The following is a 17,642-nucleotide window of genomic DNA, read 5'->3' as shown; positions in this document are numbered from 1 at the left end:
CCTTCTGCTCCGGCAGGACGGCTGCTCCGGTCCCCATCGCGATATCGCCTTCGGCGTGCCCTGCGCGCATGCCATGGGGCAGGCACCTTCCGCAGATGGGGCGCCGTCGGTGCGATCGTCGCCGTCTGCAGCGCGATCAGGCCCGCAGCCCGCGGCCCGTCATCATGCACAAGAGGTCCGGCGTCTGAGTGCCGAGACCTTCCACCGAGGGAGAAGGAAACCTTCGTGAGCGAATCCACCGACCTGACCTCAGGTACGGACCAGAACTCCGATCAGAACCAGGGCACCGGCCTCTCGGGCCTCAAGCTCGCCCAGCTGCAGGCCCTGGCCGCACAGCTCGGCATCACGGGGGCGCGCCGCATGCGCAAGTCCATGCTGGTCGATGCCATCCAGGCGCATCAGCGCGGCGGCGCCGTCGCAGAACGCGATGCCGAGGTGGCCGAGAAGATCGAGAAGACCGCCCAGCGCGCCGCTGCCAAGGCCCAGGGCGACGACGCCTCCTCTGCCCAGGCAGGGCAGCAGAAGGCGGAGTCCGTCTCGGATGATCTGCCCAAGGTCTCCGCGCGCACCGGCCGCGGTCGTCGCTCCTCCGACGCCGCAGAGGCGCAGAGCGAGCAGCAGGGCCAGAACGGCGAGGACCGCTCCGGCTCCGAGTCCGCCCCGAGCGGCCAGTCGGGCGACGACGCCCAGCAGCGCTCCGAGGGCGGGCGCCCGTCGCGTTCGCAGCGTCGCGGCCGCGGTCGCCAGAACGGCTCCGAGGACCAGGGCGGCCAGAACGGCGGCGACGGAGGCCAGCAGGACACCTCCACCGGCGATGGCCAGTCCAAGGGCCGCGGCCCCCGCGACGGCGACTCCTCAGAGTCCTCGGAGGAGTCCGGACGCCGCCAGAACGGCCAGAACGACGGCGGCGGCCGCGGGCGGGGCCGGAACAAGGGCCAGAACGCCCAGAATGACGGCGGCGGCAAGGACCAGAACAACGACGGCGGCGGCAAGGGGCAGAACAACCAGAACGACGGCGGCGGCAAGGGCCAGGGCGGCAAGGGCCAGGGCGGCAAGGGCCAGGGCGGCAAGCAGCAGTCCAAGCGCCAGGGCGGCAGCGACCAGCACGGCGACGACGAGGGCGGAAGCCGTCGCAGCCGACGCAATCGCAACCGCAATGATCGCAACGACCGCCGAAACAACCGCCGCAATCGCGGCGGCAACGGCCCCGAGGTCGATGACACCGAGCTGACCGAGGACGACGTCCTGCTGCCCGTGGCCGGCATCCTCGACGTCCTGGACAACTACGCGTTCGTGCGCACCTCCGGCTACCTGCCCGGCCCGAACGACGTCTACGTCTCGCTGGCCCAGGTGAAGAAGAACAACCTGCGCAAGGGCGACGCCGTCGTCGGCGCCATCCGCGCCCCGCGCGAGGGCGAGGAGAACCAGCGCGGCCAGCGCCAGAAGTTCAACGCCCTGGTGCAGCTGACCAGCGTCAACGGCAAGAAGCCGGAGGAGCAGGGCGATCGCACCGAGTTCTCCAAGCTGGTGCCGCTGTATCCCCAGGACCGTCTGCGCCTGGAGACCGAGCCCAAGAAGGTCGGCACGCGCGTGGTCGATCTGGTCTCGCCGATCGGCAAGGGCCAGCGCGGCCTGATCGTCTCTCCGCCCAAGGCCGGCAAGACCCTGATGCTGCAGTCGATCGCCAACGCGATCACCACGAACAACCCCGAGGTCCACCTCATGATGGTGCTCGTCGACGAGCGCCCCGAGGAGGTCACCGACATGCAGCGCACGGTGAAGGGCGAGGTCATCGCCTCGACCTTCGACCGCCCCGCCGACGACCACACGACCGTCGCGGAGCTGGCGATCGAGCGCGCCAAGCGCCTCGTGGAGCTGGGGATGGACGTGGTGGTCCTGCTGGACTCCATGACCCGTCTGGGCCGTGCCTACAACCTGGCTGCCCCGGCCTCCGGGCGCATCCTCTCCGGCGGTGTGGACTCGGCTGCGCTGTACCCGCCCAAGCGCTTCTTCGGCGCGGCGCGCAACATCGAGAACGGCGGCTCGCTGACCATCCTGGCCACCGCGCTGGTCGAGACCGGATCCAAGATGGACGAGGTCATCTTCGAGGAGTTCAAGGGCACCGGCAACATGGAGCTGCGCCTGTCCCGTCAGCTGGCGGACAAGCGCATCTTCCCGGCCGTGGACGTCAACTCCTCCAGCACGCGTCGTGAGGAGAACCTCATGGGCGCCGACGAGCTGAAGATCATGTGGAAGCTTCGTCGTGTGCTCTCGAGCCTGGATCAGCAGCAGGCCCTCGAGCTGCTGACCTCGAAGCTGCGCGACACCCAGTCGAACGCCGAGTTCCTCATGCAGGTCCAGAAGACCACCCTGAACGTCAAGGCGGACGACGACCGCTGAGCGATCGTCCTCAGCCCCGGCGTCCTCCTGCCGAGCCGGAGGACGCCGGGGCTGTCTCGTCCCGAGACGGCAGCCGACGGCCCGGGGGGGGGGGCACCCTGTCGAGACGGCCAGCCCTGTCAGCTTCACCTCCCCGGCCCAGGGGAGTCCTTCCACGCCGCAGCACCAGGAGGCCCCTTCCGTGACCGAGAGCGAATCCCGCGAGGGAGCAGGGCCCGTCGAGGCCCTTCTGCAGGAGCACGAGCAGCTGCAGCAGCGTCTGGCCGATCCGGCGGTGCACGCCGATCCGCTGCTGGCTCGCCGGCTCAACCGCCGTTACGCCGAGCTCGATCGGGTGGTGGTCGCCCACCGCGAGCTCGAGTCGCTGCGTGCGGATCTGGAGACTGCTCGCGAGCTGGCCCCGGAGGCCCCGGAGTTCGCCGCCGAGGCCGAGCAGCTGCAGGCGCGGATCGAGCCGGCCCGGGAGCGGCTGCGCCGGCTGCTGATCCCGCGCGATCCCGACGACGCCCGCGATGCCATCCTCGAGATCAAGGCGGGGGAGGGCGGCGCCGAGGCCGCGCTGTTCGCCGGCGACCTGCTGCGCATGTACCTGCGCTTCGCGGAGTCCCAGGGCTGGAAGACCGAGATCCTCAGCGACACCCCTGCTGAGCTGGGCGGGCACAAGGATGTCCAGCTCGCCGTCAAGGGCAGGTCGCAGGACCCGGCCGAGGGCGTGTGGGCCAAGCTCAAGTACGAGGGCGGGGTGCATCGCGTCCAGCGGGTCCCGGCCACCGAATCCCAGGGCCGGATCCACACCTCTGCTGCCGGGGTGCTGGCCTTTCCGGAGGCCGATGCCCCCGAGGAGGTCGAGATCACCCAGAACGACCTGAAGATCGACGTCTACCGCTCCTCCGGTCCGGGCGGTCAGTCCGTGAACACCACGGACTCGGCGGTGCGGATCACCCACCTGCCCACGGGGATCGTCGTGGCCATGCAGAACGAGAAGTCGCAGCTGCAGAACAAGGAGGCCGCCATGCGCGTGCTGCGCGCTCGCCTCCTGGCGCATCAGCAGGAGCAGCTCGATGCCGAGGCGTCCCAGGCTCGGCGCAGCCAGGTGCGCACCATGGACCGCTCCGAGCGGGTGCGCACCTACAACTTCCCCGAGAACCGGATCGCCGATCACCGCACCGGCTACAAGGCCTACAACCTCGACGCCGTCCTGGACGGCGCGCTCGGACCCGTCGTCGAATCCGCGATCGCCCTCGACGAGCAGCACCGGCTCGAGCAGATCGGCCAGGGCGCCGGCTCGCAGGACCGCAGCTGATGGCCGAGACGCTCGCCCAGGCCCTGCGGCGGGCCACCGCCCGGCTCGAGGAGGCAGGAGTGCCCGCGGCGCAGGCCGATGCCGTCCAGCTGGCCGGGCACCTGCTGGGGCTCGACCGCGGGGAGGTCGCCGCGCGCGCCATCCTCGGCACCGGGGCGCCCGAGGGCCTCGAGGAGCTGGTCGCCCGGCGCGCTGCCCGCGAGCCGCTGCAGCACATCGTGGGAACGGCCCCCTTCCGCCGCCTGGAGCTGCAGGTGGGACCCGGGGTCTTCATCCCGCGTCCAGAGACCGAGCTGCTCGTCGAGCTGCTCGTCGAGCGCCTGCGCGAGGACCTGGCACAGGGCCAGGGCCGCCCCGTCGTCGTGGATCTGTGCACCGGCTCGGGGGCGATCGCCGCAGCCATCGCCGATGAGGTGACCCACGCCCGCGTGCACGCAATCGAGCTGGACCCCCAGGCCCTGCAGTGGGCCCGGCGCAATCTCGAGGGCACCCGGGTGGACCTGCGCGAGGGCGATGCCACGAAGGCCCCCGAGGACCTGCGAGGGCGCTGTGCGGCCGTGGTGTCGAATCCGCCATACGTGCCTGCGCGCGAGCCCATCACCCAGCCGGAGGTGCTCATCCACGATCCCGCGGCCGCGCTGTGGGGCGGCGGGGCTGACGGCATGGACATGCCCCGTCGGATCATCGCCGCGGCCGCTGAGCTGCTGCGCCCCGGCGGGTGGTGCGTGCTCGAGCACGCCGAGTCGCAGGCCGAGGACATGCAGGGCCAGATGCGCCGCGCGGGCTTCGAGCAGGTGCAGGGGCATCAGGACCTGGCCGGACGGGCCCGGGCCACCAGCGGGGTGCTCGCGTGAGCCGGACCGCAGGCGGCCCCGGGGGTGCGCGCGGCGGGGGAGTGCAACAATGAGCGGCGTGAACGACACTTCCAGCGATCGCCCCCAGAACCCCGACGACCTCGGATCGCAGCCCCAGGACGCGGTGCCGGCCGAGCCCTCATCCGAGGAGGCTCCCCTGAAAGCCGACTCCGAGCACGGCAGCGACTTGCCCGAGGACGCTCCCGTGCCGGCGGAGTTCTTCCGCATCCAGGACGAGCGCTCACGCGGCGCGGCTGTCAATGCCGCCCGGCGCGAACTGGCCCGCCATCAGGTCGTCGTGATCCCCACCGACACCGTCTACGGCGTCGCGGCCAACGCGTTCTCGGCTCAAGCCGTGCAGCGCCTGCTCGAGGCCAAGGGGCGCGATCGCACTATGCCCCCGCCTGTGCTGATCGCCCACAGCGGCGTGCTCGACGGTCTCGCGGACTCGGTCACGGAGGAGGCCCGTGCCCTGGCCGGCGCCTTCTGGCCGGGCGGGCTGACGCTGATCTGCCACGCGCAGGGCTCGCTGCAGTGGGATCTGGGCGAGACCCGCGGCACGGTCGCCCTGCGCGTGCCCGACGACCCCGTGGCCCAGCAGCTGCTGCAGGAGACCGGTCCGCTGGCCGTGTCCTCGGCCAACCGCACCGGGATGACCGCGGCTGTGACCGCCGAGCAGGCCCGTGAGATGCTCGGCGACTCGGTGCGCGTCTACCTCGAGGACGGCCCGCGCACCGAGGGCATGGACCCCGCCGGAGCAGACTCGGCCGCCGTGCCCGTGGCCTCCACGATCGTCGACTGCACCGGCGGCGTGCCGGTCGTGGTGCGCGACGGCCGGATCTCCCTGACCCGGCTGCGCGAGGTCGTCCCGTCGGTCATCGCCCGAGACGGCAGCGCCGCCCCTGCCGAGTCGGCATCCGAAGACCCGGCAGAGGAAGCGCAGCCGGAGCCCGTCCCCGAGCACGCAGCGGATGAGGCCGCCGAAGCCCCGGACCAGGACCCCGCCGAGCGGGCTCAGCCCTCGGGTCGGGACCTCGCTGACGAGCAGGCGAGTGCGGGGCCGGATCGCGCCGACGCCGACGAGCAGCCGCAACGCCATGGCGAGAGCTCCGGCGGCAGCACCGTCGCCGATCCGGAGATCGGGATCGTCGAGCAGGCTCGCGCCGAGCAGGACGACGCGGCGCCTGCGCCCGAGGACTTCTCGGGGACGAGCTCCACCGGGATCTCCGCCGCAGCGGCCGTCGTGGCCGCCGGCGGGGCGAGCGCAGAGCCGGGGGCCCCGGATCAGAACCGTACCCGGCCGAGGCGCAGGGACCCCGAGGGCGTCCGCCCGCTGGGCGTGGCCCAGGCCAGCGCGCTCGTGGCCCGTGCCGCTGCCGAGGCCGAGCAGCAGTCGGTCCAGACGCAGGCAGGGGTGGACCAGCAGCGCTGAGATCCTGCTCCGAGACCACGGGAGGGCCCGCCGGGCGAGGAATCCGATCCTCTGCCCTGGCGGACCCTGTCCTTGTTGCGCGGGGGCCTGCGCTCGCCGCCGCAGGTCCTGCTCGGCGAGCGCGGCAGCGGCTCAGCGAGCCTGTGCTGTATGCACGGCCCGCAGCACGGGTGTGATGGCCGGGGCGGGGAGCATGTCGTGCTCCTGGACCCAGCCGGGGACCTGCTCCTGGCCGAACCAGGTGACCTCGAGGCGGCGCAGCGCGCCGTGCCAGCGGGTCCCCGCGGCCGAGGAGAGGAGATAGCCCAGGCGCAGGGCACCGCGGCACAGCGCAGCAGGCAGGTGCAGGGGCTCGCGGCGGCCCGCATCGCGCAGGATCGAGGCGGTCGTGGCTCCCTCCCACGGCTGCAGCACGATCCGGGGCAGCTCGCCCTTGAAGGTGCCGAGACTGGCCACGAGCTCCGCCAGGGCCTCCGAGGAGGTCACCGGGGTGTGCGCGGTGCCGTCGCCGGCCACGGAGCTCAGCGGGGTCGCGGCGAACCTGGCCAGGCGCTGGGTGGTCGAGCGTCCCCGGCCCTGGACGGAGGTCGCCCGCAGCAGCACGAGCTCGGGCAGGCCCTCGCGGGTATCGGCCTCGCGGTCCAGCACGCGCAGCAGGGCGCGCTCGGCCAGGGCCTTGGAGAACGAGTAGGGGGAGAAGGGATCCGTCTGCGTGGTCTCGTCGAGGCACGGCGTGCTGCCCTGGACCGCCGCGGTGGACAGGTGGATCACGCGGGTGACGCTCGTGCGCTCGGCCGCGGCGAGGATCAGCAGCGGCAGGAGGGCGTTGGCGCCCACTAGGGCGTCCTGATCGGTGCCATCGGGGCGGGCGAGTCCCGCGGCGTTGACGACCATATCTGCACCGGCGAACGAGTCTGCCAGGTAGTCAATGACGGATTCCAGGTCCCGGGCGCGACCCATCAGGTGGTGGACGGTGCGCGCGCTGCTGGTCAGCCTGGGGGCGGAGACGGCCTGGACGGTGTGGCCTTCGGCACGCAGCCGGGCGGTGATCGCCGATCCTGCGAAGCCGGTCGCACCCACGACCCGCCAGTTCCTCGCCGTCATGAGAACTCTCCTGTCTGCAGACCCGCTGACCGCGGCGCCGCGGCCCATCGCTGCTCATCGTACAGAGGCCGCGGATCCGGCAAGCGGATGCACGAACCGTCCAGGGGAGCCTCAGGCAGGCCCCTGGAGGATCACAGAACGGGCGAAGGCGCCGGTGCTAATGTTCCGGAACCCGAGACAGGCCGCGCAGCCCCCGAGCCCCGCGCACCGGTCCTCGGACCCGAATCCGCGATTCCCGTCTGGAGCTGAAGCTGTGCCCGTCTCTGCGAGCGAGCCCGTAGTGGTCGCCGTCGTCGTGAGCTTCAATCGAGCTCGCCTGCTGACGACCACGCTGCAGGGCCTGGCCTCCGGCGAACGCTCACCGGAGACCATCGTGGTCGTGGACAACGCCTCGGACGACGACTCCGTGAGCGTGGTGGAGGACTTCGCCCGCCAGGCCGAGGTGGCCGTGGATCTGATCAGGCTGCCGCGCAACGTCGGGGGAGCTGGCGGCTTCACCGTGGGCATCGACCGAGCGGCCCACCACCACGGCGCGGACCTGATCTGGGTCATGGACGACGACACCGAGCCGCTGGCGCAGACGCTGTCCTCGGCCGTGGCCGCCTGGCGGGACTACGACCCCCGGGGCGGCCGTCGCCCCGCCTTCGTGGCAAGCCGCGTGCTGTGGACCGATGGCTCCGAGCACCCCATGAACTCGATGATTGAGCGCATCGGCGCCGGGGCAGGGCGGCGCCGTCGGGCCGGAGCCGTGGGAGCCCGCACGATCCGCTCCGGCTCCTTCGTCTCGCTGCTGCTCGACGGCGATGCGGTGCGTGCCACCGGCGCGCCGTATGCGGACTTCTTCATCTGGAACGACGACTTCGAGTTCTCCACCCGGCTGGCACGCTGGGGCGATGCCCTCCAGCTTCCCGATTCGCAGGTCGTGCACCACACTGCCCGGCCGGTGACCACGGACGTGGATCCGGGGCCGCGGTTCTACTACGACGTGCGCAACAAGCTGTGGGTCTTCACCCGCTCGTCGTCGCTGGCCCCGTGGGAGAAGGTGCTCTACGGCGGGGCGACCGCACGGCTGTGGCTGCGGACCCTGCGCGGGTCGCAGCATCGCGGGGAGGTGCTGCGCCGCTTCGCAGCCGGCGTGCGCGATGCCGTGCGCGCTCCGCGCAGCAATGCCGAGGTCCTGGACGGCGTGTGGCAGCTCGAGGGGCCGCGGATGCGCGGCGAGGCGCATCCGCCCGCACGGGCGCTGCCCGAGTTCTCCGTGCTGCTGCCGGTCTACGCCGGAGACACCCCGCAGCGCTTCCGTCGTGCCGTCGTGTCCTCCACGCTCGAGCAGACCGTGCGCCCGAGCCAGGTCGTGATCGTGCGCGACGGCCCCGTGGCACCCGAGATGGCCGCTGCCCTCGAGGAGATCTCCGAGCAGCTGCGCACGGCACAGCCGCCGATCGACGTGATCCGCGCAGACCTGCCCGACAACCGCGGACTGACCGCCGTCCTGCGCCTGGGTCTGCAGCTGTGCACCCACGAGATCGTCGCCCGCGCGGATGCCGATGACGTCTCCTACCCGCAGCGCTTCGAGGCCCAGCTGCCGCTGATCCGCGACGGCGCCGACCTGGTGGGCTCCTCCATGAACGAGATCGGGGATGAGGAGCAGGTGCTGGCCGTCCGGCAGGCTCCCACCGACCCGGCGCGCATCGCGCAGATCTCGAAGCTGCGCAATCCGGTCTCCCACCCCACGGTGGTCTTCCGACGCGCTCGGGTGGATGCTGTCGGCGGCTACCAGGAACTGCCGCTGGCCGAGGACTACTGGCTGTGGGTGCGGATGCTGCGCGGCGGCGCACAGCTCCGCAACGTCGCTGAGCCCCTCGTGGGCTACCGCGTCTCGGACGGCGCCTACAGCCGCCGCGGCGGCCTTCGCATCTTCGCCGCCGAGATGCAGCTGCAGTCCCGGCTCTTCGGCCTGGGCCACCTCAGCCGCCTCGAGCTGGTGCGCAACGTCGTGGTGCGCGGCGGCTACCGGTTCATCCCGAGGCGCCTGCGCGAGCGCAGCTACCGCGCCCTGGTGAGCTCGCGCCGCGCGTGACCCGCCCCCGACCAGGGGGCGGCCTACCGGTCCGCGGGTCCGCCTGCGCCTAAACTGGGCGCACCGACTGCCCGGGCGGTGGAGCCGCCGGGCCGCACAGGGGCTGCTCGACAGGGCCGTCGCCCCGGGGCGGTCGGCGCACCGCCCCCGTACGCCTTCAGGAGGGACCGACCCCGATGCAGCCATCGCACGACGGCGACGGAGCCACATCCTCCTCCGGTCTGACCGGCTCCGCCTCGCTCGCGCTGAGCCGGGCCGCCGCCGATGAAAAGCCCACCGCATGGCTGTGGATCCAGATGATCCTGGACTCGATGTCCTGGATCGTGGCCATGACCGTGGCCCTCGTGCTGCGCTACGAGCTCAACCTCGACTTCATCAGCCCGCTGGGGATGTTCGTGATGTGCGCCGTGGCCGTGGTCTCGCAGCTGGCCGTCGGCTACTCCTTCGCCCTCTACCGGGGCCGCTACTCGTTCGGCAGCTTCGACGAGGCCAAGCTGCTCGTGGTGGTGACCGTCATCGTGGCGGCGATCCTGCAGATCCTGCTGCTGGTCACCGGCCCCTCGGTCGGGGTGCCTCGCTCGATCGCGCTGATCGCCTTCCCGTTCGCCTGTCTGCTGATGGCCGCCTTCCGCTATCTCAAGCGGATGTACCAGGAGTCGACGTCCAGGCCCGGCGAGGCCGCCCAGCACGTGGTCGTCTACGGCGCCGGACAGTCCGGCATGTTCATCATCCAGCGCATGATGCAGGACCCGGACTCGGAGTACGTGCCCGTCGGGATCATCGACGACGACCCCGCCAAGAAGCACCTGCGCATCTCCTCGGTGCCCGTGCTCGGCACCCTCGACGACGCCACCCACGTGCTCGAGCAGACGCGCTCGCAGATCCTGCTCGTGGCCATGTCGGGGGTCGACTCCAAGAAGCTGCAGCGGGTGGCGGACACGGTCGCGGGCACCGGCACGCGCGTGATGACCGTGCCGCCGCTGTCCAGCATGCTCACCGGCTCCGGCTCCAGCGTGGACATCCGCGACGTCAACCTCGAGGACCTGATCGGGCGCAGCCCCGTGGACATCGACACCCAGGGGATCTCCGGCTACATCGCAGGTCGCCGCGTGCTGGTCACGGGAGCCGGCGGCTCGATCGGCTCGGAGCTGTGCCGCCAGCTGCTGGCCTTCGAGCCGGGCGAGCTGATGATGCTGGATCGCGATGAGACCAACCTGCAGTCCACGCAGATCTCGATCACCGGCCGCGGTCTGCTCGACGGCCAGGACACCGTGCTCGCCGACATCCGCGACGCCGAGGCCATCGAGCAGCTCTTCCTCGAGCGCCGCCCTGAGGTGGTCTTCCACGCGGCGGCTCTGAAGCACGTCTCGCTGCTGGAGACCTACCCCGACGAAGCCTGGAAGACGAACGTGCTCGGCACCCTCAACGTGCTGGAGGCCGCGCGAAAGGCAGACGTGGGCGTGTTCGTCAATGTCTCGACCGACAAGGCCGCCAACCCCACCACCGCGCTGGGGCACTCCAAGCGGGTAGCCGAGAAGCTCACGGCCTGGATGGCCCAGGAGACCGGGAAGCGCTACGCCTCGGTGCGCTTCGGCAATGTCTTCGGCTCGCGCGGCTCCATGCTCCCGCTGTTCACGGAGCAGATCCGCCAGGGCGGGCCCATCACGGTCACCGATGCGCAGGCCACCCGCTACTTCATGACCATTCCCGAGGCCTGCCAGCTGGTGGTCCAGGCCGGTGCGATCGCCCGCGGAGGGGAGGTGCTCATCCTGGACATGGGCGAGCCGATCCGCATCCTCGACATCGCCGAGCGGCTGCGGACGCTGTCCGGGCGCGAGTCGATCGAGATCGTGATCACCGGGCTGCGGCCGGGGGAGAAGCTGCACGAGGAGCTGATCGGGCTCGGCGAGTCGGATGAGCGCCCGTTCCATCCCAAGATCTCGCACGCCAAGGCTGCCGCACTGTCCCCGGAGGGCCTGGATCGGCACACCTGGAAGCTGCGCGGCAACATGCCCACGACCGGCATGATCCCCGTGGTGCGCGCGCACTCCCAGCCTTCGCTCACGGACTTCCGCGCCGCGCGCCGGGAGTCCAGCTCCGTGCACGACATCAAGCCCGTCCGCGGCACGGATTCCCAGGCAGTGCGCCCGGGCGAGGACGAGCTGCCGTACGACCAGGATCAGGACAGCGCCTCATGAGTGCCGTCGTGAGCCCAGCCGAGCTGTCGGGCGGCCAGGAGAGGACCATCTCGGTGCTGTCCACCGATCCCGGTGCCTGGCCGACCGCCGAGGAGCTGCAGACCCTGCTGCACCTGGGCCTGAGCTTCGGCTCCGCCGCCCTGGCGCTGAGCCTGGCCATGCCGCTGGCGGTCAAGCCCGTGCTGCGTCGGCTCGGCGTGGTGGACATCCCCACGGAGCGCTCCTCGCACACGCGCACCGTGATCCGCGGCATGGGCCTGGCCGTGGCCTTGGCCGTGGTGGTCGTGCAGCTGCTGGCCCTGCTGACCGGTGCGGTCGCGACCGACCGCTCGATCGCGCTGGTCGTCCTGTTCGGCACCGCGCTCGCGGCCGGGCTCGGGTGGGCCGAGGACATCAGGGGACTCTCGGTGCGCTGGCGACTGGCCGGACAGCTGCTGATCGGCCTGGTCTGCGCCGGCGCGCTGACGGCCGTCCTGGGCACGGGAGTCTGGTGGTGGCCGGTGTGCGCCCTGGCGGTGGCCACCTACATCAACGTCGCGAACTTCATGGACGGCCTCAACGGCATCTCGGGAATGCACGGCTTCGTCGTGGGCCTGGTCTACGCATGGGCCGGGGCCTCCAACGACCTCGCCTGGATGATCGTCGCGGGGCTCGTGGTCGCCTTCGCCTTCCTGGGCTTCCTGCCCTGGAACTTCTCCCGGGACTCCGTCTTCCTGGGCGACGTGGGCTCCTACCTGCTGGGCGGGTCGCTGATCATGATCGCGATCGCGGCCTTCCTGTCCGGGGTGTACGTCGAGTACCTGCTGCCGGCGCTGTCCGTGTACCTGGCGGACACCGGCTGGACCCTGCTGCGGCGGATCCGCCGCGGCGAGGCATGGTGGCGTCCGCACCGCGAGCACGTCTACCAGCGGCTGACGGATGTCGGACTCACGCACGCGGCCTCGTCGCTGACCGTCGCGGTGTTCACCCTGGTCGTGTCCCTGGTGGGGCTCACGGGCCTGTGGCTGCACCAGCTCCCCGCGGTGGTGCCGGGTCTGGCGGTGCTGGCCGTGCTCGTGCTGTACCTGTCCCTGCCGCGCCTGCTGTCCGGGCGATCCGCAGCGAGCAGCGCGGAGGCCGGGGCATGACCGCCCGCGGTTCTCGCCGTCGAGGGCTGAGCACTGTCGGCGGCAGCCCCTGGGCAGTGATGCTGCGACACGGCCTCATCGCCGGTGCGGTCGCCTGCCTGGTGCTCGTGGTCGCGGCCGCGATCTCCTCGGGGGGAGGGGCCGCCGCCTCGGCTGCGACCGCCTCGGCCGTCGTCGCCGTGCCCTTCGGGCTCTCGGGGCTGGCGCTGTGGTGGGCAAGCCGGCTCTCGACCTACGCGCCGCCGCTGGTCATGCTCTTCGCCTACCTCGTGCTGGTGCTGGTCGGCGCCATGCTCATGGCCTCGGTCCAGGCACCGGGCTGGTTGCGACCGCACTGGCTGATGGCAGCGGCCGCCGTGGCCGTCGCGGCCTGGCTGGCGGGCATGGCCACTGGCCTGCGCCGGGCCCGCATGCCGGTCTACGACGTCGCCGTGCCCGGCGACCACGACACCGAGAGGACCTCCTGATGGCCCCTGACCCGCACCCGGATGACGCGCCGAGGCAGGATCGCCCCGGCAAGCGGAACGCCTCCGAGAAGGACTCGCTGAGCACCGCGGGAGAGCTCGTGCAGGCCGGCGGAAACCGCGCCGCGCTGGGGATCATGACCTATCTGGTGATTGGGACGGCCTTCTGGGGTCTGATAGGATTCCTGCTGGATTACCTGGTGGGAACACAGTGGATGGTCTATGCCGGTGCGGGCCTCGGGCTCGCGGCAGGCCTCGCTCTCTCCTACCTCCGCCTGCAGGCCGGGCTGCGGATCAGCGAGGACCCGCAGGATCATGGTGCCGCCCGGAAACGCCGAGACGCCCCGTATCACTCCGAGACTCACCGGAGCTGGGACGGCGGCAGCAGAAAGGACCGCCAGTGATTGTCGCGCCGCCCCTCGAGGGAACAGGCCTAGAGGTCCCCGGCGTGGAGGACATGCACCTCCCGCCGCTGTTCGAGATCGGGTCCTTCGCCTTCGGCAAGCAGATGCTGCTGATCCTGCTGTCGGTGGCACTGATCTCCTTCTTCTTCCTCTGGGCCATCCGGCGCCAGTCGCTCGTGCCGTCCAAGGGCCAGTACCTCGGTGAGGTCGCCTACGGCTTCGTCCGCAACTCGCTGGGTCGCGATCTGATCGGCGAGAAGGAGCTGCGCCCCTGGCTGCCGTGGCTGTTCACCTTCTTCTTCTTCATCCTGGTGAACAACTTCTTCGGGTCCATCCCCATCCTGCAGCTGCCGAGCATGTCGCACGCCGGCTCGGCCTACGTGCTGGCGATCATCGCCTACGTCGCCTGGGTGGGCGTGGGGATCAAGCGCCACGGCTTCGGGAAGTTCATGGCCAAGATGACCATGCCGGAGGGCGTCCCCAAGATCCTCTACGTCATCCTGATCCCGATCGAGTTCCTCTCGAACCTGATCATCCGCCCCGTGACCCACGCTCTGCGTGTGTTCGCCACCATGTTTGCCGGCCACATGGCCATCATGGTCTCGGCCGGCCTCATGTCCCACCTCTTCGTGAACGTGGGCGGCTTCGGGTTCCTCGGCGGACTGGGCGCCCTCGTGCTCGGCATCTTCATCTTCTTCCTGGAGGTGCTGATCCAGGTGCTCCAGGCCTACATCTTCGTGCTGCTGTTCGCGGTCTACGTCGACGGCGCACTGAAGGAAGGGCACTGACCCCACAGTCTTGGTTCGGCAGCGACCGAGCCACACGCGGAGTACCGCTCCGACCTGTCAACCGCCATTCGTGGCACACCGCTCGCACTGCGCGGGCAGTCTGAAAGGAATCTCCAAGAATGGATATCACTGGTTCGCTCTCCGCCATCGGCTACGGTCTCGCTGCCATCGGCGGTGGAATCGGCGTGGGTCTGATCTTCGCCGCCTACATGCAGGCCGTCTCCCGCCAGCCGGAGGCCCAGCGCGTCCTGCAGCCCATGCTGTTCATGGGCTTCGCCGTGGTCGAGGCCCTGGCCATCCTGGGCTTCGTCATGTTCTTCCTGTGATCCTCCACCGCAGTGGAGATCTGACAGGAGCCGAAGAGAACAGGAACGACGTCCATGACCACTGACATCATGGCTGCCGAGGCGGCCAATCCGCTGATCCCCAATGGCTGGGAGATGCTGGTCACCGCCGTGGGGTTCTTCATCCTGCTGTTCGTCGCGATCAAGTGGATCGTCCCGATGTTCGAGCGCACCTACGCCGAGCGCAGCGAGGCGATCGAGGGCGGTCTCGCCAAGGCCGAGCAGGCCCAGGCAGAGGCCGACCGCGCCCGCGACGAGTACAACCAGCAGCTGGAGAGCGCCCGTCTCGAGGCCCAGAAGATCCGCGAGGAGGCTCGTCTTGAAGGCGAGAAGATCCTGGCTGACTTCAAGGACCGCGCGAACAGCGAGTCCGCCCGCATCACGGAGAACGCGCACAAGGCCATCGCCGCCGAGCGCTCCTCCGCCGCACTGTCGCTGCGCACCGAGGTCGGCTCGCTGGCCACGCAGCTGGCGTCCAAGGTCGTTGGGGAGTCCCTCTCCGATGATGATCGCTCGCGCCGCGTCATCGACCGGTTCATCTCCGAGCTCGAGAGCGCGCCGGCCGATCAGGGTGCCCAGCAGTGAGCGCCGCACGGTCTGAGCTCGGACGCGTGGATGTCGCGTCGCTGCTGCGCCCCTGGGCGGAGCAGGCGCACTCCTCGATCTCGCGCGAGCTGTTCGATGCGCTCGAGGCCGTGCAGGGCAACGATCTGCTGCGGCGCGCGCTGACCGATCCTTCCCGCTCGGGGGAGGAGCGCGGCGCCCTGGCGCGGCGCATCTTCTCCACCGCCGTGGGAGAGGCCGCCACCGGCATCCTCGAGCTGCTCAGCGCCCGCACCTGGGCCACCGAGGAGGCCTTCACCGAGGGCCTCGAGTCCTCGGCGGTCGTGCTGGCCGGCTTCGCCGCCGAGCGGCGCATGGGCCCCGAGGGCCTGGATGCAGTCGTCGACGACGCCCTGGGCATGCAGGCGGTCCTTGAAGAGGACCCCGAGCTGCAGCAGGCGCTCACGGATCCGCGGGCTCCGCGCGATGCCAAGCTGCGTCTGCTGGATCGCGTGGCTCCTTCGCTTCGCGAGGAGGGCCGTCTGCTCGCCGAGCAGGCCATCCTGACTCCGCGGGCGAATCGCCCGCACCGGGTGCTGGCCGACTGGGCCGAGCTGCTTGCCGAGGTCCGAGAGGGCGGCATCGCCCGCGTCCGCTACGCCGGAGCCCTCGACGACGCACAGGTCGAGCGCCTGCGCGGGGCGCTGTCGCGGCTCTACGGCCGCGAGCTGAAGATCGTGCTCGACGAGGACCGCACGCTGGTCGGGGGTCTGCGGATCACCGTCGGCGACGAGGTGATCGACGGCTCCGTGGCAGCGCGGCTGAACGAGCTGCAGGAGCGCATCCGCGCCTGAGGCCCCACCGGGGTCCGCACCGCGCCCGCCGGTCGGGATGATCCGACCGCACAGACGAAACAGCTGGTCATCGCCACGATGATCACGAACGAGGAAGCAGGGACACGAGATGGCCGAAGTGACCATCAATGCCGATGAGGTCCGCAGCGCGCTCCAGGAGTTCGCGGCGTCCTACGAGCCCGGCACCACCGAACGCACCGAGACCGGCCGCGTCACCACCGCAGCGGACGGCATCGCCCGAGTCGAGGGTCTTCCCTCGGTCATGGCCAACGAGCTGCTGCGCTTCGAGAACGGCCAGCTGGGCCTGGCGCAGGACCTTGACGTCCGCGACCTCGGCGTCGTCGTGCTCGGCGACTTCCGCGAGATCGAGGAGGGCCAGACGGTCGAGCGCACCGGGGAGATCCTCTCCGTGCCGGTCGGCGATGCCTTCCTCGGCCGCGTGGTCGACACCCTGGGCAACCCGCTCGATGATCTGGGCCCGATCGAAGCCGAGGGCCGCCGCGCTCTCGAGCTGCAGGCCCCGGGCGTGACCATGCGCAAGTCGGTCGACGAGCCGCTGCAGACCGGCCTCAAGGCCATCGACGCCATGGTCCCGATCGGGCGCGGCCAGCGCCAGCTGATCATCGGCGACCGCCAGACGGGCAAGACCGTCATCGGCATCGACACCATCCTGAACCAGCGCGAGAACTGGGAGAGCGGCGATCCGGACAAGCAGGTCCGCTGCATCTACGTCGCGATCGGTCAGAAGGCCTCCACGGTCGCGGGCATCCGCAAGACCCTCGAGGACAACAACGCCCTCGAGTACACGACCATCGTGACGGCCTCCGCCTCCGACTCGGCCGGCCTGAAGTACCTGGCGCCCTATGCCGGCTCGGCCATTGGCCAGCACTGGATGTACGGCGGCAAGCACGTTCTGATCATCTTCGATGACCTCTCCAAGCAGGCCGAGGCCTACCGCGCCACGTCGCTGCTGCTGCGCCGTCCGCCGGGACGCGAGGCCTATCCGGGTGACGTCTTCTACCTGCACTCCCGCCTGCTCGAGCGCTGCGCCAAGCTCTCGGACGAGCTGGGCGCAGGCTCCATGACCGGCCTGCCGATCGTGGAGACCAAGGCGAACGACGTCTCGGCGTTCATCCCCACCAACGTCATCTCCATCACCGACGGCCAGATCTTCCTGCAGTCGGACCTGTTCAACGCGGATCAGCGTCCCGCGGTCGACGTCGGCATCTCGGTGTCGCGAGTCGGCGGCGCGGCGCAGATCAAGGCCATGAAGAAGGTCTCCGGCACGCTGAAGCTGGACCTGGCGGCCTACCGCTCCATGCAGGCCTTCGCCATGTTCGCCTCGGATCTCGATGCGGCCTCGCGCCAGCAGCTGACCCGCGGCGCCCGGCTGATGGAGCTGCTGCGCCAGAAGCAGTACTCGCCGTACCGCGTCGAGGACCAGGTCGTGTCGATCTGGGCCGGAGCCAACGGACACCTGGACGACATCGAGGTCGCCGACGTCCTGGACTTCGAGCGCGCGCTGATCGATCAGGTCCGCCGCACCACCAACGTGACCGACTCGATCGTGAGCACGGGCAAGCTCGAGAACGACGCCGTCGAGGCGCTCGAGACCGCGGTGGCCGAGGTCAAGCGCGACTTCCGCGGAGCGAACCGCGACAACCACGCTCCGGGCACTCAGGAGTCCGAGCCGCTGTCCGACGCCGAGGTCGGCCAGGAGCAGATCTCCGCCGGCGGCAGCACTCGC

The 17,642-nt window shown here is 70.7% G+C and carries 15 protein-coding genes; 14 read left to right on the top strand and 1 reads right to left on the bottom strand.

The features are described 5' to 3' along the window. Positions 1-225: 225 nt before the first annotated feature. From rho to M3E84_RS12400, 4 genes are all read left to right on the top strand, one after another. Positions 226-2,400, top strand: a complete 2,175-nt coding sequence (rho, locus tag M3E84_RS05420; RefSeq protein ID WP_259895101.1) for a transcription termination factor Rho — start codon at positions 226-228, stop codon at positions 2,398-2,400. Positions 2,401-2,581: 181 nt separating this feature from the next. Further along, positions 2,582-3,703, top strand: coding sequence for a peptide chain release factor 1 (prfA, locus tag M3E84_RS05415; RefSeq protein WP_259895099.1), 1,122 nt, complete (start codon positions 2,582-2,584; stop codon positions 3,701-3,703). Then, positions 3,703-4,557: a peptide chain release factor N(5)-glutamine methyltransferase gene (gene prmC, locus M3E84_RS05410; RefSeq protein WP_259895098.1), complete on the top strand. Its 855-nt coding sequence runs from the start codon at positions 3,703-3,705 to the stop codon at positions 4,555-4,557. The genes prfA and prmC overlap by 1 nt, the downstream gene beginning before the upstream one ends. 58 nt (positions 4,558-4,615) lie before the next feature. After that, on the top strand, positions 4,616-5,989 hold the full coding sequence (locus tag M3E84_RS12400; protein ID WP_311200437.1) for an L-threonylcarbamoyladenylate synthase: 1,374 nt from the start codon (positions 4,616-4,618) through the stop codon (positions 5,987-5,989). Between the two features lie 132 nt (positions 5,990-6,121). Here the strand turns inward: M3E84_RS12400 and M3E84_RS05400 are convergent, their stop codons facing one another. After that, a complete protein-coding gene (locus tag M3E84_RS05400) occupies positions 6,122-7,093 on the bottom strand; it encodes an NAD(P)-dependent oxidoreductase (protein WP_259895096.1) in 972 nt (323 codons plus the stop codon). Between the two features lie 253 nt (positions 7,094-7,346). Between M3E84_RS05400 and M3E84_RS05395 the strand changes: the two genes are divergently transcribed. The 10 genes from M3E84_RS05395 to atpA all read left to right on the top strand — a co-directional run. Beyond that, positions 7,347-9,173, top strand: coding sequence for a glycosyltransferase (locus tag M3E84_RS05395; RefSeq protein ID WP_259895095.1), 1,827 nt, complete (start codon positions 7,347-7,349; stop codon positions 9,171-9,173). A gap of 176 nt (positions 9,174-9,349) precedes the next feature. Next, positions 9,350-11,371, top strand: a complete 2,022-nt coding sequence (locus tag M3E84_RS05390) for a nucleoside-diphosphate sugar epimerase/dehydratase (RefSeq protein ID WP_259895093.1) — start codon at positions 9,350-9,352, stop codon at positions 11,369-11,371. 8 nt (positions 11,372-11,379) lie between these two features. Beyond that, positions 11,380-12,498, top strand: a complete 1,119-nt coding sequence (locus M3E84_RS05385) for a glycosyltransferase family 4 protein (protein WP_259895092.1) — start codon at positions 11,380-11,382, stop codon at positions 12,496-12,498. Next, positions 12,495-12,965: a hypothetical protein gene (locus tag M3E84_RS05380; protein ID WP_259895090.1), complete on the top strand. Its 471-nt coding sequence runs from the start codon at positions 12,495-12,497 to the stop codon at positions 12,963-12,965. The genes M3E84_RS05385 and M3E84_RS05380 overlap by 4 nt, the downstream gene beginning before the upstream one ends. Next, entirely contained in the window at positions 12,965-13,366 is a 402-nt protein-coding gene (locus M3E84_RS05375) for a hypothetical protein (protein WP_259895089.1), read from the top strand. Before M3E84_RS05380 ends, M3E84_RS05375 begins: the two co-directional genes overlap by 1 nt. A 53-nt stretch (positions 13,367-13,419) precedes the next feature. After that, positions 13,420-14,154, top strand: coding sequence for a F0F1 ATP synthase subunit A (gene atpB, locus M3E84_RS05370; RefSeq protein WP_259895140.1), 735 nt, complete (start codon positions 13,420-13,422; stop codon positions 14,152-14,154). 119 nt (positions 14,155-14,273) lie between these two features. Further along, entirely contained in the window at positions 14,274-14,480 is a 207-nt protein-coding gene (locus M3E84_RS05365; protein ID WP_006215213.1) for an ATP synthase F0 subunit C, read from the top strand. A 54-nt stretch (positions 14,481-14,534) separates the two neighbouring features. After that, a complete protein-coding gene (locus M3E84_RS05360; RefSeq protein ID WP_006215212.1) occupies positions 14,535-15,083 on the top strand; it encodes a F0F1 ATP synthase subunit B in 549 nt (182 codons plus the stop codon). Then, positions 15,080-15,895, top strand: coding sequence for a F0F1 ATP synthase subunit delta (locus M3E84_RS05355; RefSeq protein WP_259895087.1), 816 nt, complete (start codon positions 15,080-15,082; stop codon positions 15,893-15,895). Before M3E84_RS05360 ends, M3E84_RS05355 begins: the two co-directional genes overlap by 4 nt. A gap of 109 nt (positions 15,896-16,004) precedes the next feature. After that, positions 16,005-17,642: F0F1 ATP synthase subunit alpha (gene atpA, locus M3E84_RS05350; RefSeq protein ID WP_259895086.1), on the top strand; the 1,638-nt coding region annotated here is incomplete at its 3' end.

Source organism: Kocuria sp. p3-SID1428 (assembly GCF_025149945.1).
In the GTDB taxonomy this organism is placed as follows: domain Bacteria; phylum Actinomycetota; class Actinomycetes; order Actinomycetales; family Micrococcaceae; genus Kocuria.
This window is presented reverse-complemented; position numbering and strand designations above follow the sequence as displayed.